Annotated in this window: 15 protein-coding genes; 11 read left to right on the top strand and 4 right to left on the bottom strand. The window is 59.7% G+C overall.

The features are described 5' to 3' along the window. The first annotated feature begins 219 nt into the window (after positions 1–219). The 4 genes from ACI2JR_RS14755 to sitD are packed head-to-tail and all read left to right on the top strand — an operon-like array spanning position 220 to position 3639. Complete coding sequence (locus ACI2JR_RS14755) at positions 220–1137, top strand: metal ABC transporter substrate-binding protein (RefSeq protein ID WP_132730431.1); 918 nt, start codon at positions 220–222, stop codon at positions 1135–1137. Then, on the top strand, positions 1134–1955 hold the full coding sequence (locus ACI2JR_RS14750; RefSeq protein WP_462478860.1) for a manganese/iron ABC transporter ATP-binding protein: 822 nt from the start codon (positions 1134–1136) through the stop codon (positions 1953–1955). Before ACI2JR_RS14755 ends, ACI2JR_RS14750 begins: the two co-directional genes overlap by 4 nt. Continuing rightward, positions 1952–2803 (top strand): iron/manganese ABC transporter permease subunit SitC, encoded by an 852-nt coding sequence (sitC, locus tag ACI2JR_RS14745; RefSeq protein WP_132730433.1) that lies wholly within the window; start codon positions 1952–1954, stop codon positions 2801–2803. Before ACI2JR_RS14750 ends, sitC begins: the two co-directional genes overlap by 4 nt. Further along, positions 2797–3639, top strand: coding sequence for an iron/manganese ABC transporter permease subunit SitD (gene sitD, locus ACI2JR_RS14740; RefSeq protein WP_462478896.1), 843 nt, complete (start codon positions 2797–2799; stop codon positions 3637–3639). Before sitC ends, sitD begins: the two co-directional genes overlap by 7 nt. A 74-nt stretch (positions 3640–3713) precedes the next feature. On the opposite strand, the gene ACI2JR_RS14735 is transcribed toward sitD, so the two are convergent. Both ACI2JR_RS14735 and ACI2JR_RS14730 read right to left on the bottom strand, forming a co-directional pair. Beyond that, on the bottom strand, positions 3714–4058 hold the full coding sequence (locus ACI2JR_RS14735; RefSeq protein WP_132730434.1) for a nitrous oxide-stimulated promoter family protein: 345 nt from the start codon (positions 4056–4058) through the stop codon (positions 3714–3716). 75 nt (positions 4059–4133) lie between these two features. After that, the gene (locus tag ACI2JR_RS14730; RefSeq protein ID WP_462478859.1) at positions 4134–4424 is read right to left on the bottom strand and encodes a SelT/SelW/SelH family protein; all 291 of its coding nucleotides are present in this window, start codon (positions 4422–4424) and stop codon (positions 4134–4136) included. Positions 4425–4653: 229 nt separating this feature from the next. On the opposite strand from ACI2JR_RS14730, the gene ACI2JR_RS14725 reads away from it, so the two are divergent. The 7 genes from ACI2JR_RS14725 (at position 4654) to ACI2JR_RS14695 (ending at position 14271) form a co-directional block, all read left to right on the top strand. Next, the gene (locus ACI2JR_RS14725) at positions 4654–7026 is read left to right on the top strand and encodes a TonB-dependent receptor domain-containing protein (RefSeq protein ID WP_462478858.1); all 2373 of its coding nucleotides are present in this window, start codon (positions 4654–4656) and stop codon (positions 7024–7026) included. A gap of 124 nt (positions 7027–7150) precedes the next feature. Continuing rightward, entirely contained in the window at positions 7151–8191 is a 1041-nt protein-coding gene (locus ACI2JR_RS14720) for a hemin-degrading factor (RefSeq protein ID WP_132730437.1), read from the top strand. Further along, positions 8188–9006: a hemin ABC transporter substrate-binding protein gene (locus ACI2JR_RS14715; RefSeq protein WP_462478857.1), complete on the top strand. Its 819-nt coding sequence runs from the start codon at positions 8188–8190 to the stop codon at positions 9004–9006. Before ACI2JR_RS14720 ends, ACI2JR_RS14715 begins: the two co-directional genes overlap by 4 nt. Beyond that, positions 9006–10001, top strand: a complete 996-nt coding sequence (locus ACI2JR_RS14710; protein ID WP_132730439.1) for a FecCD family ABC transporter permease — start codon at positions 9006–9008, stop codon at positions 9999–10001. Before ACI2JR_RS14715 ends, ACI2JR_RS14710 begins: the two co-directional genes overlap by 1 nt. Further along, complete coding sequence (locus tag ACI2JR_RS14705) at positions 9994–10782, top strand: heme ABC transporter ATP-binding protein (protein ID WP_462478856.1); 789 nt, start codon at positions 9994–9996, stop codon at positions 10780–10782. Before ACI2JR_RS14710 ends, ACI2JR_RS14705 begins: the two co-directional genes overlap by 8 nt. A 182-nt stretch (positions 10783–10964) precedes the next feature. Next, positions 10965–13526 (top strand): DNA mismatch repair protein MutS, encoded by a 2562-nt coding sequence (gene mutS, locus ACI2JR_RS14700; RefSeq protein ID WP_132730441.1) that lies wholly within the window; start codon positions 10965–10967, stop codon positions 13524–13526. 367 nt (positions 13527–13893) lie between these two features. Beyond that, positions 13894–14271: a DUF4440 domain-containing protein gene (locus ACI2JR_RS14695; RefSeq protein WP_462478855.1), complete on the top strand. Its 378-nt coding sequence runs from the start codon at positions 13894–13896 to the stop codon at positions 14269–14271. Between the two features lie 53 nt (positions 14272–14324). Here the strand turns inward: ACI2JR_RS14695 and rpoS are convergent, their stop codons facing one another. Together rpoS and ACI2JR_RS14685 are read right to left on the bottom strand one after the other, a co-directional pair. After that, the gene (rpoS, locus tag ACI2JR_RS14690; RefSeq protein ID WP_004866938.1) at positions 14325–15317 is read right to left on the bottom strand and encodes an RNA polymerase sigma factor RpoS; all 993 of its coding nucleotides are present in this window, start codon (positions 15315–15317) and stop codon (positions 14325–14327) included. A gap of 157 nt (positions 15318–15474) precedes the next feature. Continuing rightward, positions 15475–15666: peptidoglycan DD-metalloendopeptidase family protein (locus ACI2JR_RS14685; protein WP_462478854.1), on the bottom strand; the 192-nt coding region annotated here is incomplete at its 5' end.

Raw genomic sequence — 15666 nt, 5'->3', positions numbered from 1 at the left:
GGCGACGGAACCGCAGCGGTTCGCGTGGCCCGGATAAGGCGCTAACGCCGCCATTTTCACCCTATCGTCCCTCTTTTCCCGGCCCCTGACTCACTTCCCGACCTTATCATTCGCCCCTATCTAAATAATAATCATTTTCATTTATAAATAGCCTATGCTATATAACATAGCACTGGCTATAACAGATGATTAATTCACCATACCGATGCGAGGGATCCTATGCTCCACCTGCCGGCTCTGAAACACCTGATTTTTACCGCTCTGCTGACGCTGCTGGCGATCGCCCCGGCGCAGGCCAACGAGAAATTTAAAGTGATCACCACCTTTACGGTGATTGCCGATATGGCGCAAAACGTCGCCGGCGAGGCGGCGCAGGTCAGCTCGATCACCAAACCCGGGGCCGAGATCCACGAATACCAGCCCACCCCGGGCGATATTAAGCGCGCCCAGGGGGCACAGCTGATCCTCACCAACGGCCTGAACCTTGAGCTATGGTTCGCCCGTTTTTATCAGCACCTGAACGGGGTGCCGGAAGTGGTGGTCAGCGCCGGCATTCAGCCGATGGGGATTAGCGAGGGGCCTTATAACGGTAAGCCTAATCCGCATGCGTGGATGTCGGCGGATAATGCCCTGATCTACGTCGACAATATTCGCGATGCGCTGGTGAAGTACGATCCGGCGAACGCCGCTACCTATCGCCAGAACGCAGCGGCCTACCAGGAGAAAATCCGCCAGACCATGGCGCCGCTGAAGGCGGAACTGGCAAAACTGCCGGAAGAAAAACGCTGGCTGGTGACCAGCGAAGGCGCGTTCTCCTATCTGGCGCGTGATAATGGACTGAAAGAGCGCTATCTGTGGCCAATCAACGCCGATCAGCAGGGCACGCCGCAGCAGGTGCGCCAGACCATCGACACCATGAAGAAGGAGCATATCCCGACCATCTTCAGCGAAAGCACCATCTCTGATAAACCCGCGCGCCAGGTGGCGCGGGAAGCGGGCGCCCACTACGGCGGCGTTTTATATGTTGACTCGTTGAGCGCCGCCGATGGCCCGGTGCCGACCTACCTGGATCTGCTGCGCGTCACCACGCAAACCATCGTCCAGGGGATCAACGACGGCCTGAGGAAACAGTCATGAGCGCAGAGCTAGCGGGTCTGGAGGTCAACCAGGTCAGCGTCACCTATCGCAACGGCCATACGGCGCTGCGCGATGCGACCTTCAGCGTGCCGCGCGGTTCGATTGCCGCGCTGGTGGGGGTCAACGGGTCGGGTAAATCCACCCTGTTTAAAGCGCTGATGGGTTTCGTCCGCGTGGCCCGCGGTGAGATTGCCATACTCGGCCAGCCGGTTAATCGCGCGCTGCGCCAGAACCTGGTGGCCTATGTCCCGCAGTCCGAGGATGTCGACTGGTCTTTCCCGGTGCTGGTGGAAGACGTCGTCATGATGGGCCGCTACGGGCACATGGGCTGGCTGCGGCGGGCCAAAGCCGACGATCGGGAGATTGTCGACGCGGCGCTGGCCCGCGTGGGCATGAGCGACTACCGCCACCGGCAAATCGGCGAACTGTCCGGCGGGCAGAAAAAACGGGTGTTTCTCGCTCGCGCCATCGCCCAGCAGGGCAAAGTGATTCTGCTGGACGAGCCGTTCACCGGCGTAGACGTGCAGACCGAGGCGCGAATCATCGCCCTGTTGCGCGAGCTGCGCGATGAAGGCTGCACGATGCTGGTCTCAACCCATAATCTCGGGTCGGTGAGCGAGTTTTGCGACTACACGGTGATGGTCAAAGGCACCGTGCTGGCCAGCGGCCCCACGGAGAGCACCTTTACCGCCGAGAACCTCGAACTCGCCTTTAGCGGCGTATTGCGCCACGTGGTGCTCAACGGCGGAGAAGAGCGGATTATCACCGATGATGAGCGGCCGTTTATCAGCCGTCGGGCGGCAGGAGGCAAAAGATGAGCTGGCTAATCGAGCCGTTCGGCTACCAGTATATGCTGAATGCGATGTGGGTCTCGGCGCTGGTGGGCGGCGTCTGCGCCTTTCTCTCCTGCTACCTGATGCTCAAAGGCTGGTCGCTGATTGGCGATGCCCTCTCCCACTCCATCGTTCCGGGAGTGGCGGGCGCCTATATGCTCGGCCTGCCCTTCGCCCTCGGGGCGTTTCTCTCCGGCGGGCTGGCGGCGGGCAGTATGCTGTTTCTCAATCAGCGCTCGAAGCTCAAAGAGGATGCCATTATCGGCCTGATTTTCTCGTCGTTCTTCGGCATCGGGCTGTTTATGGTCTCGCTCAACCCAACCTCGGTGAATATTCAGACCATTATCCTCGGTAATATTCTGGCTATTGCCCCGGAGGATATTATTCAGCTGGCGGCCATCGGGGTGATTTCCATGACTCTGCTGCTGCTGAAATGGAAAGATCTGATGGTGACCTTTTTCGATGAAAGTCATGCCCGCTCCATCGGTCTGAATACCGGCGCGCTCAAGCTGCTGTTCTTCACCCTGCTGGCGGCCTGTACCGTCGCGGCGCTGCAAACGGTGGGCGCCTTTCTGGTCATTTGCCTGGTGGTCACCCCCGGCGCGACGGCCTGGCTGTTGACCGACCGCTTCCCGCGTCTGCTGGCCATTGCGGTCGCCATCGGTAGCCTGACCAGCTTTTTCGGCGCCTGGCTCAGCTACTATCTCGACGGCGCGACCGGCGGTATTATCGTCGTGGCGCAGACCCTGCTGTTTTTAATCACCTTCGTTTTCGCGCCGAAGCATGGCCTGCTGGCCAGCCGCCGTCGCGCCAGGGAGGCCTCATGCTGCTGAACTCGCTTCTTGAACCCTTCCAGTTTTCATTTATGGTCAACGCCATGCTGGTGTCGGTTATCGTCGCCGTCCCCTGCGCGCTGCTGTCGGTGTTCCTGGTGTTGAAAGGCTGGGCGTTGATGGGCGATGCCATGAGTCACGCGGTGTTTCCCGGAGTGGTGGTGGCGTACATTATCGGTATTCCGTTCGCTATCGGCGCCTTTATCGCCGGGCTCTTCTGCGCCATCGCCACCGGTTATCTCGACGATAACAGCCGCATTAAGCGCGATACGATTATGGGGATTGTCTTTTCCGGGATGTTTGGCGCCGGTCTGGTGCTGTATGTCGCCATTCAGTCTGAAGTCCATCTCGACCATATTCTGTTCGGCGATATGCTGGGGATTTCCGCCAGCGATATCGGGCAAACATCGGCGATAGCGCTGCTTATTGCGGCGATTATTGGGCTGAAATGGCGCGACTTTCTGCTGCACGCCTTCGATCCGCATCAGGCGAAAGCCAGCGGATTGCGCTGCGGCGTACTGCACTATGGGCTGCTGTGCATGATCGCCCTGACCATCGTGGCGACGCTAAAATCGGTAGGGATTATCCTGTCGATCTCGCTGCTGATTGCCCCCGGCGCCATTGCCCTGCTGCTTACCCGGCGTTTCATCAGCGCGCTGCTGCTGGCGGTGGGCATCGCCGTCAGCTGTTCTTTTGCCGGCGTCTGGCTGTCGTTTTATCTCGACAGCGCCCCGGCGCCGACGATTGTGGTGCTGTTTACCGTGCTGTTTGTCATCACCTTTATTGCGACGTCAATACGTGACCATAAGACGGAGGCGTATTCGGGCGGCCTGTAGGCCGGGTAAACGCGATGGTAGCCCGGCCAAGCGCAGCGTCGGGTGACGAAGCGCAGAGTTCGCTCCCGCAGCGGCTACTTTTTCGGCCGGTATTTCTCCGGGAGTTCGGGAACCGGGCGTTTATCATCCAGCAGATGGCGCAAGGTGAGTATCGGGTGACGCCAGAGCATCCGCGGCCCCGCCCAGCGCATGATCTGCTTCATCTCTTCGCGTTTCGCCGGCTGGTAGCAGTGCACCGGGCACTGCTTACAGGCCGGTTTCTCTTCGCCAAAAATACATTTATCCAGTCGCTTATCGGCGTAGGCGTTGAGTGCCAGATAGTGCTCCACATCGGCCTGCGCCTGCGGGCAGCGCCGCTGATAGAGCGCGATCATGCGGCGAATAGTCTTTTTTTCACGATCGATACGTTTCCCCGCCATGGCCCCTCCTCACCATTAAAGATGCAGAAATAATACACCTTTAAAGGGCGTGACGCAGCCGTTTTTCCCGGCGGCTTATATCGGGTCAGCCGGCTTATCCACGTGGCCCAGCGATTTTTCCGGGAAGCAGACATCGCGCACCCGGCGCTTCAGCTCGGCGGCATCCGGGAAACCGTTATCCTGTTTGCGCTCCCAGACGGTCACCTCCCCTGCGGTAATGGTGAAGATCCCCCCGGTGCCGGGGACCAGCGTCACCGAGCCAATATCGGTACTGAAGGTGTGCAGCAGCTCCTGAGCCATCCAGCTGGCGCGCAGCATCCAGTTACATTGTGAGCAGTAGGTGATGGTAATGGCTTGCTTACTCATAGTGCTTTCTTACCCCGATTATCAGGATCGTTAATTTTTAAGCCGAATTGTAATCAAATTTATGAATAAAAAATGGAGATTTGATGATTTTGTTGCAAATAGAAATGGTTATCATTAGTATTCGCAAAAAAAGGAATGAGTCCATCCACGAAGGGAAATAACGGGGTGAATCGACAACTCTGGAAGTAACGCGTGAGCCGATACTAATAATGATCAAGGCGTGGCTACTATGTATAAATCCACTCAATCACCGGCCTGGTTTAAGAAAAGCCTGCTGGTGACTTCGTTGCTCGCAGCAATGTATCAGACCACCGCCGGGGCGGCTGATACCACCAGCACCACAGCTCCTACCAACGAGACTTTAGCCGATACCAGCGAACAGATGACGGTGACGGCGCCCGCTCCTGCGCTCAAAGCAGGCAGCGAGCATTCGGTAAGCGCTCAGGAGCTACAGGATAAAGGCGCCAAAGATTTTGGTTCCATCATGCGGTATGAACCCCTTATCAGCGCCACCGGCGCCAGCGGCGGCTCGGGTAATGGCAAAAGCGGCTTCGACCGCGGCGGCTATACCGGGTACAACATTCGCGGTATGGAAAGCAACCGCGTCGGCATCGACGTCGACGGCATCGCCCAGCCGGACGCTACCGGCCGTAGCTATGTGAGTCGCGCCGGCCTCAACACCTTCGGCATCGGCCGTGATTACATCGACCCATATATGTACGGCAGCGTCGATATTCAGTCCGGCGCCACCTCCACCGAAACCGCCAACAGTTCGATTGGCGGTAACGTCTCCTTCCGCCCCAAATCGGCGGATGATTATCTGCGTCCGGGCAAAACCAGCGCCTTTGGTTACCAGAGCGGCTACGATTCCGCGGACCGCAGCTGGCACAACGGCGTCACGGTGGCCGGCGGCGATGAGACCCTGCGCGGGATCTTCGTCTACAGCCGCCGCGACGGTCAGGAAACGGAAAATAACAGCGGCACGGTAGATGCTTACCCGGCCAACTGGCACTCCGATGCGTTTATGGCCTCCGGGATCTGGCAACCGAACGACGAACATAAGTTCACCAGCACCTTCGATTACTACCATAAAACTAACCATACTCATTACGACACCTGGGATAACAGCGGTAACAGCACGATTGGCGATGCCACCCAGACCAGCCAGACCCGCCGCTGGGGGCTGAGCCTGAAAGACGACTGGACGCCGCTGAATGACTATATCGACAGCGTCTCAACCAAAGTCTACTACCAGCATACCGAAGCCCACGACTGGACCTGGATGCCGGACAGCACCACCGGTTCGATGGAGACGGTCAATTCCAACTATGATACCGACACCTGGGGCTTCCAGACCGCGCTGGCGAAATCCGTGGGCCGCCACGACCTGAGCGCCGGTTTTAACGCCAGCACCACGAAAACCCAGCGCCCGTTCAGCCAGTCGCCGATCCCGAGCATCTACAGCGAAATCATGCAGCCGGAAGCGGACAGCCGCGGCTACACCGTCGCCGGCTTCGTACAGGATAAGATCAACTTCGATCTCGATAGCCACAACTTCGCCGTCATTCCCGGCGTGCGCGTGGTGCATCAGTCCACCAAACCGGAGAACCTCTCCGACCTGACCGCCAACAGCAGCGTCTTGAGCGAATCTTCGGTGGCTACTCTGTACGGCAAGAATTCCGACACCCAGGTTCTGCCCTCGTTGACCTTCCAGTACGACATCGCCCCACGCCTGATGACCTACCTGCAGTACCAGCGTGGCGCGCAGTTCCCGAACGCCAGCCAGCTGTACGGTTCCTGGAACCTTGGCTCCAGCTATGCCGGAAGTCAGCAGTATGCGCTGATCGGTAATACCGACCTGAAAACAGAAACCAGCGATAACTTCGAATGGGGCATGAAGGGCGAAGTCACGGAAGGCATTACTATGCGTACCGCGCTGTTCTACAACAGCTACAAGAACTTTATCGCCTATACCCGCTATACCCGCGCCAACAACCCGGCGGAGTTCGCCAACGTTCCATCGAACATCTACACCATCTATCAGGCGGAAAACCGCGACAAAGCCTATATCTACGGCGGCGAAATCAGCGCTAAATTCAACTTTGGCACCTGGTTTGAAGAGGTTAACGGTTTGAGCGCGACGCTGGCCTATGGCTATAGCGAAGGGAAATCGAAATCCAGCTACAGCGGCGACAAATATGTCGACCTCGATAGCGTCGCCCCGATGAAAGCGATCGCCGGCGTGGCATGGGATGACCCGGCGAAACGCTACGGTACCGCCCTGACCGCGACCTTTGTTAAAGGCAAGCGGGCGACCGCGACCAACCGGGAGAGCTATAACAATACCGGTTCCGCCATTACCGACTCCACCAGCGAATATATGCGTGTACCTGGCTACGGCATGCTGGACTGGACAGCCTGGTGGCAGGTGGCGAAAAACGTGCGGCTGAACGGCGGCGTTTACAACATCACCGATCGTAAATACTGGGATTATCTGAGCAGCCGCAACATTGAGACCGCCACCAATCAGGACGCTAACGACAAAGCGCTGGCGGTGATGCCTGGCCGGACCTGGCAGCTGGGGGTCAACGTCGATTTCTGATCGCGCTAATAAGAGAGCCAATAGCTTTCAGGATGCAGCCCCCCCTGCATTTTGCAAGAGATGGGCATAAACCTGCACCCCGGCCCCCGGCCGGGGAAACTCATCGTAGAGAAGGATGTGAATCATGCAAGACGTTCAACAGCCACACAACCCGCTATGGCAGCGCTATCTGACGACTAAAGCACAGTCTTCCGCGAAATACGCCCGCGATATCGCCGCCGCAATGGGGATTAGCGAAGCGGAATTAACCGCCGCCCGCGTGGGCCACGACGCCATACGCCTGCAGGACGACGTGCGGGCCATCATCGCCGCGCTGGAGAAGGTTGGCGAAACCAAATGCATCTGCCGGAATGAATATGCGGTACATGAGCAGGTGGGCCAGTTTACCCACCAGCACCTCAGCGGCCACGCCGGGCTGGTACTGAACCCGCGCGCGCTCGATCTGCGCCTGTTCCTCAGCCAGTGGGCCAGCGCCTTCCACCTGAGCGATAACGGCCGCCAGAGCATCCAGTTCTTTGACCCGCACGGCGACGCGCTGCTGAAAGTCTATGCCACCAGCCAAACCGATATGGCGGCGTGGGATACGCTGCTTGCCGAACATAGCCAAACCGAGCCGGCAGCGCTGACCATTCGACCGGCCGATGCCGCCCGCTATGCCGATACCGCCGATGGCGCGGCGCTGGAAAGCGAATGGCGCGCGATGACCGACGTCCATCAGTTCTTCGGCCTGTTGAGAAAATATAACCTCTCTCGTCAGCAGGCTTTCCGCCTGGTCGGCGACGACCTTGCCTGCCGGGTTGACAATGAGGCCCTGCCCCGCCTGCTGGAAACCATCCGCGAAGCGGGGAATGAAATCATGATCTTCGTCGGTAACCGCGGCTGCGTGCAAATTTTCACCGGCGCCCTCGAAAAACTGGTGCCGATGCGCGGCTGGCTCAATATTTTCAACCCCACCTTTACCCTGCATCTGCGCGAAGACAGCATTGACGAAATCTGGGTGACGCGGAAACCGACCGCGGATGGCCACGTGACCAGCGTTGAGCTGTTTGCCCAGGACGGGACGCAAATCGCCCAGCTGTACGGCCAGCGAAGCGAAGGTCATCCGGAGCAGGATCTGTGGCGCAGCCAGGTTGACCGCCTGACCACGGAAGGACAGATCGCATGAAACGCTGGTTGATGCTGATCGCCGCCTTTCCGCTGTTCGTTCACGCCGCCGCAGAACGCATCATCTCTCTCGGCGGCGACGTCACGGAAATTGTTTACGCCCTCGATGCCCAGCGGCAGCTGGTCGCCAAAGACAGCACCAGCACCTGGCCGGCCGCCGCGCAATCGCTGCCGGACGTCGGCTATCTACGCCAGCTGAATGCCGAAGGGATCCTCTCTTTGCGCCCGACGCTGGTGCTGGCAAGCGCTCAGGCCCAGCCCTCTCTGGTGCTGCAAAAGGTGCAGGAGAGTCGGGTGAAAGTGGTCAATATCCCGGGTGGTTACGACATGGCGGCAATTGATAAAAAAATCGCCGTGGTCGCCGATGCCCTGGGGAAAAAGGCGCAAGGCGACGCGTTACGCCACGCCGTAGATGAACAGATCGCCAGGCTGCCGTCGCAGCCGCTTAACAAACGAGTGCTGTTTATTCTCAGCCACGGTGGCATGAACACCCTGGTCGCCGGGAAACAGACCGCGGCGGACGGGGCCATTCAGGCTGCCGGTTTGCAAAATGCGATGCAGGACTTTGACCACTACCGCAGCATGTCTCAGGAAGGGGTCATTGCCAGTCTGCCGGACCTGGTGGTGATCTCCGCCGATGGCCTGAAAGGGATGGGTGGTGAAGCCGGACTGTGGAAACTGCCCGGGCTGGCGCAAACGCCTGCCGGTCGCCATAAGCAGGTGCTGGTCATTGACGATATGGCCCTGCTCGGCTTCGGGCCGCGGACCCCGCAGGCGGTGAGCCAGCTGAGGCAAAAAGCGGAGCAGCTCCCCTGATGCGCTCCGCCCCCTCTCGCTCTCTGTGGCTGATGGCGCTGTTGCTGCTGGCGCTGACGCTGTTCGCCACAACCCTCGGCGCGATGCGTCTACCGCTCGCCAGCCTGTGGCCCTCCGGGGATGAGGTTCTGCGCCATATCTGGCTGACCATCCGTCTGCCGCGCGTGCTGCTGGCCCTGCTGGTCGGGGCGGCGCTGGCGCTCTCGGGCTGCGTGATGCAGGGGCTATTTCGCAACCCGCTCGCCGACCCGGGGCTGCTAGGCATCAGCAGCGGCGCGGCGCTGGCGGTCGCCTGCTGGCTGGTGCTCCCGCTGTCGGTACCGGTGCTGGTGGCGCTGTATGCGCCGATGCTGGCCGCGTTTATCGGCAGCATGGCGGTGATGGTGGTGATTTTTATCCTGAGCAGAGCCCGCGATGGTTCGTTATCGCGCCTGCTGCTGGTCGGTATCGCCATTAACGCGCTGTGCGCCGCCCTGGTCGGGGTGCTGGCCTGGATCAGCAACGACACCCAGCTGCGTCAGATGTCACTGTGGGGCATGGGCAGCCTCGGCCAGGCGGAGTGGTCCACGCTGCTGGTGGCGGCAACCTTAATGATCCCGGCCTCGGCAGTGGTGTGGCTGATGGCCTCGCGTCTCAATCTGCTGCAGCTTGGCGATGAGGAAGCGCACTATCTTGGCATTAACGTCCGGGCATTGCAGCGGCTGCTTCTGCTGTGCAGCGCACTGCTGGTGGCGTCCTCGGTGGCGATTAGCGGAGTGATTGGCTTCATTGGCCTGGTGGTTCCGCACCTGATGCGGATGTGGCTGGGGCCGGACCACCGCGGCCTCGTGCCCGGTTCGCTGCTGGCCGGAGCGATATTATTACTGCTGGCCGATACCCTCGCCCGCACCGTCGCCGCGCCTGCCGAAATGCCGGTCGGTCTTTTGACCAGCCTGCTCGGCGCACCGTGGTTTTTGTGGCTTATTTTCCGCCAGCAGAGGGCGACCTATGGATAACCGTGATACCGCCTGTATCGCCCGTTCGCTCTCGCTGCGGCTCGGCAAACGTCTGGCGATCGATGATGTCTCCGTCGAGCTGCACGCCGGGGAGATGGTGGCGCTGATTGGCCCCAACGGGGCGGGAAAATCGACGCTACTGCGGCTGCTGACCGGCTTTTTAACCCCCGACCACGGCGAGCGCCACATCGAAGGCCGTCCGCTGGAAAGCTGGTCTTCGGAGGCGCTCTCCCGTCGCCGGGCGGTGATGCTGCAAAGTACGCAGCTCCACGCCGACTGGCTCGTCGAGACGGTCGTCGCCATGGGGCGCTCGCCGTGGGGCAAAACCCCGGACCCGCAGATGATCCAACAGGTGATGGTCGAAACCGGCTGCGACCATCTGGCGGGCAGACGCTACCCTTCGCTCTCCGGCGGCGAGCAGCAGCGGGTGCAGCTGGCCCGTAGCCTCGCCCAGCTGTGGCGGGAAGAGACGCCCCAGGGATGGCTCTTTCTCGACGAGCCGACGTCAGCGCTGGACCTGTATTATCAACAGCACCTGCTGCGTCTGCTAAAACGGCTGACCCGCGGCGGGCAGCTACACGTCTGCGTGGTGCTGCACGATCTGAACCTCGCCGCGCTGTGGGCTGACCGTATTCTGCTACTGCATCAGGGGAAACTGGTGGCGCAGGGCACGCCGCAGGAGGTTATCCGGCAGCCGGTGATCGCCCGCTGGTACGGTGCCGAGGTGCGGATGGGCCAACATCCGGATCTCGCCATCCCCCAGGTCTACCTCGCGCCATAATCCCGGCGGGACGAGTATCCATGCGGTGCTCGTCCCCTGTAGAGACGGAATGAGGATCGCAGCCGCGCATATCGTCACTTTCCCTGAAATACCTATCTCCGTTATGATGTCCCCTCAATGTGATAACAACGAAAACAAAAAGATCGCAATTCATTAAGAATCAGGGACCTGGATAATACCCTATGAGTACAATCGATAATCTCGACGCCCATACCCCGATGATGCAGCAGTACCTCAAGCTGAAAGCTCAGCACCCGGAGATCCTGCTGTTCTATCGCATGGGGGACTTTTACGAGCTGTTTTATGACGATGCCAAACGAGCCTCGCAGCTGCTCGATATCTCGCTGACCAAACGCGGCGCCTCGGCGGGCGAGCCGATCCCGATGGCCGGGATCCCCCATCATGCGGTGGAAAACTACCTCGCCCGTCTGGTAAACCAGGGCGAGTCGGTGGCCATTTGCGAACAAATTGGCGACCCGGCCACCACCAAGGGGCCGGTCGAACGTAAAGTGGTGCGCATCGTGACTCCCGGCACCATCAGCGACGAAGCGCTGTTGCAGGAACGTCAGGATAACCTGCTGGCCGCCATCTGGCAGGACAGCAAAGGCTTTGGCTATGCGACCCTCGATATCAGCTCCGGGCGTTTTCGCCTGAGCGAGCCGGCCGACCGCGAAACCATGGCGGCGGAGCTGCAGCGCACCAATCCGGCTGAGCTGCTGTACGCCGAAGATTTTGCCGAGTCCGCGCTGATCGAAGGCCGCCGCGGCCTGCGCCGTCGCCCGCTGTGGGAGTTTGAAATCGACACCGCGCGTCAGCAGCTGAATTTACAATTTGGTACCCGCGACCTGGTCGGTTTCGGCGTCGAAAACGCGCCGCGCGGCCTGTGCGCCGCGGGCTGCCTGCTGCAGTATGTCAAAGATACCCAGCGCACCTCGCTGCCGCATATTCGTTCCATCACCATGGAGCGCCAGCAGGACAGCATCATCATGGATGCCGCCACCCGGCGTAACCTGGAGATTAGCCAAAATCTGGCCGGCGGCTTCGATAATACGCTGGCTTCGGTGCTCGACTGCACCGTAACCCCGATGGGCAGTCGCATGCTCAAGCGCTGGCTGCATATGCCGGTGCGCGACACCGCCATCCTCGTCGAGCGTCAGCAAACGATCGGCGCGCTGCAGGAGCGCTATACCGAGCTGCAACCGGTACTGCGCCAGGTGGGCGATCTGGAACGTATTCTGGCGCGGCTGGCGCTGCGTACCGCCCGCCCGCGCGACCTCGCCCGCATGCGTCATGCCTTCCAGCAGTTGCCGGAGCTGCGCGGAATGCTGGCCGACATCAGTTGCGCGCCGGTGCAGCAGCTGCGCGAAAAAATGGGCGAGTTCAGCGAACTGCGTGACCTGCTGGAACGCGCGATTATCGAAGCGCCGCCGGTGCTGGTGCGCGACGGCGGGGTGATTGCCCCCGGTTACCATGCAGAGCTCGACGAATGGCGGGCGCTGGCGGATGGCGCCACGGACTATCTCGATAAGCTGGAAATTCGCGAACGCGAGCGTCTGGGGCTGGATACCCTGAAGGTCGGCTACAACGCCGTCCACGGTTACTACATTCAGATCAGTCGCGGGCAAAGCCAGCACGCGCCGATTCACTACGTCCGTCGCCAGACGCTGAAAAACGCCGAGCGCTATATTATTCCGGAACTGAAGGAGTATGAAGACAAGGTCCTGACCTCGAAAGGGAAAGCGCTGGCGCTGGAGAAACAGCTCTACGACCAGCTGTTCGATATGCTGCTGCCGCACCTTGCCGACCTGCAGCAAAGCGCCAGCGCGCTGGCGGAGCTGGATGTGCTGGTCAACCTCGCCGAACGGGCGGAGACCCTGAACTACTGCTGCCCGACCTTTAGCGATAAACCGGGCATCCGTATCAGCGAAGGCCGCCACCCGGTGGTTGAGCAGGTGCTGAAAGAGCCGTTTATCGCCAACCCGCTCAACCTGGCCCCGCAGCGCCGAATGTTGATCATTACCGGCCCGAATATGGGCGGTAAAAGTACCTATATGCGTCAGACCGCGCTGATCGCGCTGCTGGCCTATATCGGCAGCTACGTGCCGGCGGAAAAAGTGGAGATTGGCCCGATCGATCGCATCTTTACCCGCGTCGGGGCGGCGGATGACCTGGCCAGCGGTCGTTCAACCTTTATGGTGGAGATGACCGAAACCGCCAATATCCTGCATAACGCCACCGAACACAGCCTGGTGCTGATGGACGAAATCGGCCGCGGCACCTCTACCTACGACGGTCTGTCGCTAGCGTGGGCCTGCGCGGAAAGCCTGGCGAATAAGATCAAGGCCCTGACCCTGTTCGCCACCCACTACTTCGAGCTGACTCAGCTGCCGGAGAAAATGGAAGGGGTCGCCAACGTCCATCTGGATGCGCTGGAGCATGGCGACACCATCGCCTTTATGCACAGCGTTCAGGATGGCGCCGCCAGCAAGAGCTACGGTCTGGCGGTTGCCGCGCTGGCCGGCGTGCCCAAAGAGGTGATTAAGCGCGCGCGGCAGAAGCTGCGCGAGCTGGAGAGTATTTCCCCCAACGCGGCGGCCACCCAGGTGGACGGCACCCAGATGTCGCTGCTGTCGGCACCGGAGGAGACCTCCCCGGCCGTGGAAGCGCTGGAGCATCTCGACCCGGATTCGCTGACGCCGCGCCAGGCGCTGGAGTGGATTTACCGGCTGAAAAGCCTGGTGTAACGCCCCTCCTCTGCCCTTCATCCCCGGGCGCCGCCGCTGCGCTGCGCCCGGGAACCGAACGGCAAGCGCGGCGGACAGCCCCGACGCTTTAACCCACTCTCTCGCGTAAAAAATCGATAAATGTCCGCATCCGGGCGGGCATATACTGCTGATCGGCGTCACGCCGCAGAGCGCAGCCGGCACGTTGGTCATCGCCTTTTCCCTGATATGGGGGCTGGCGGCAGCTTGTGCAGCAGCGCAGCGTGCTGTGGAAATCGCACGGGGTTCTTTTCTGCGCCGCCGGTGTCACTCTCGTGCCCCTGCTGGATTGCTTACCGCTTAACAATCAGGCCATCGCGATGCGCCTGCAGCGAAAAAGGAAGAACCGATGAACCCATATCTACAAGAAGCAATCGACGCCCATGTGGTTATTGAAAACTGGTTAAACCTTGGGACGGGGAGCGTAAGTGCCCTGATGACGCGCTTTAGCTCTGATTTTACCATGATCGGCATCGGCGGAAACTACATGGACCATCAGGCGGTCAGCGCCTTTTTTGCCTCCGCGGGCGGCAGTCGCCCAGGGTTAAACATCACCCTCGATAGCCTGACAACGCTTAGCGAATGGCATGATGGCGCGGTAATCAGCTATCGGGAAACGCAGCGTTTGCCCGGACAGGATGAAACGGTGCGCTGGTCGACGGTCTTATTCAGGCAAGAAGCGGGGGCTATTTTGTGGCGTCATCTGCAGGAGACCAGACAGGCGTAGCGGCAAAGAAAAAGGCCCGATCGCGCGACCGGGCCTTTTTGAGAGAAAATATCTTATTCGCGGAATAGCGCTTCGATGTTCAGCCCCTGGCCTTGCAGGATCTCCCGCAGGCGGCGCAGGCCTTCAACCTGGATCTGACGGACGCGTTCGCGGGTCAGGCCAATTTCACGGCCAACATCTTCAAGCGTCGCGGCTTCGTAACCCAGCAGACCAAAACGACGGGCCAGGACTTCACGCTGCTTGGCGTTCAGCTCGAACAGCCATTTAACGATGCTTTGTTTCATATCATCGTCCTGCGTGGTGTCTTCCGGACCGTTGTCTTTCTCATCGGCCAGAATATCCAGCAGCGCTTTTTCCGAGTCACCGCCCAGCGGTGTATCCACTGAGGTAATGCGCTCGTTGAGACGTAGCATACGGCTAACGTCATCTACCGGCTTATCCAGCTGTTCGGCAATCTCTTCCGCACTCGGTTCGTGGTCCAGCTTATGGGACAACTCACGTGCGGTACGCAGATAGACGTTCAGCTCTTTAACAATATGGATAGGCAAACGGATGGTACGGGTTTGGTTCATGATCGCCCGTTCAATCGTCTGACGAATCCACCAGGTCGCGTAAGTTGAAAAACGGAACCCACGTTCCGGGTCAAACTTCTCAACCGCGCGGATCAGCCCCAGATTGCCCTCTTCAATCAGATCCAGCAGAGCCAGACCACGATTGCTATAACGACGAGCAATCTTCACGACCAGACGCAGGTTACTTTCTATCATCCGGCGGCGTGAAGCCACATCACCACGCAACGCGCGACGGGCGAAATAGACTTCTTCTTCGGCCGTCAGCAGTGGGGAATAACCAATCTCACCAAGATAGAGCTGCGTCGCATCAAGCACGCGCTGCGTAGCGCCTTGCGACAGAAGGTCTTCCTCAGCCAGATCGCTATCACTGGGTTCCTCTTCTACTAAGGCTTTCTCATCGAAAACCTCGACTCCGTTCTCATCAAATTCCGCGTCTTCATTTAAATCATGAACTTTCAGCGTATTCTGACTCATAAAGATGGCTCCTACCCGTGATCCCTGAGCAAAGCACCTTCGCTGTACATCCTTCAAACGACGCCCGGACGGAAACGCTTTGCATCTGCTAAGCAGCTGCGGTGTGACCATCCTGGCGCCGGTTAACGGATATGCCGCTTATCCGTACTTCGCCAAATTATCGCTGCGGTAAGTACTGCAGCGGGTTGACGGATTTCCCCTTGTAACGAATTTCAAAATGTAATCTTGTTGAGCTGGTACCGGTGCTACCCATGGTAGCGATTTTCTGCCCCGCTTTGACTGCCTGTTGCTCCCGGACCAGCATGGTATCCTTATGAGCGTAGGCACTCAGGTAATCATCGTTGTGTTT

This window comes from Klebsiella sp. NPDC088457, assembly GCF_044900465.1.
Classification (GTDB): domain Bacteria; phylum Pseudomonadota; class Gammaproteobacteria; order Enterobacterales; family Enterobacteriaceae; genus Klebsiella.
Note: the sequence above shows the minus strand (reverse complement) of the source record. Positions and strands in the feature narration are given on the sequence as shown.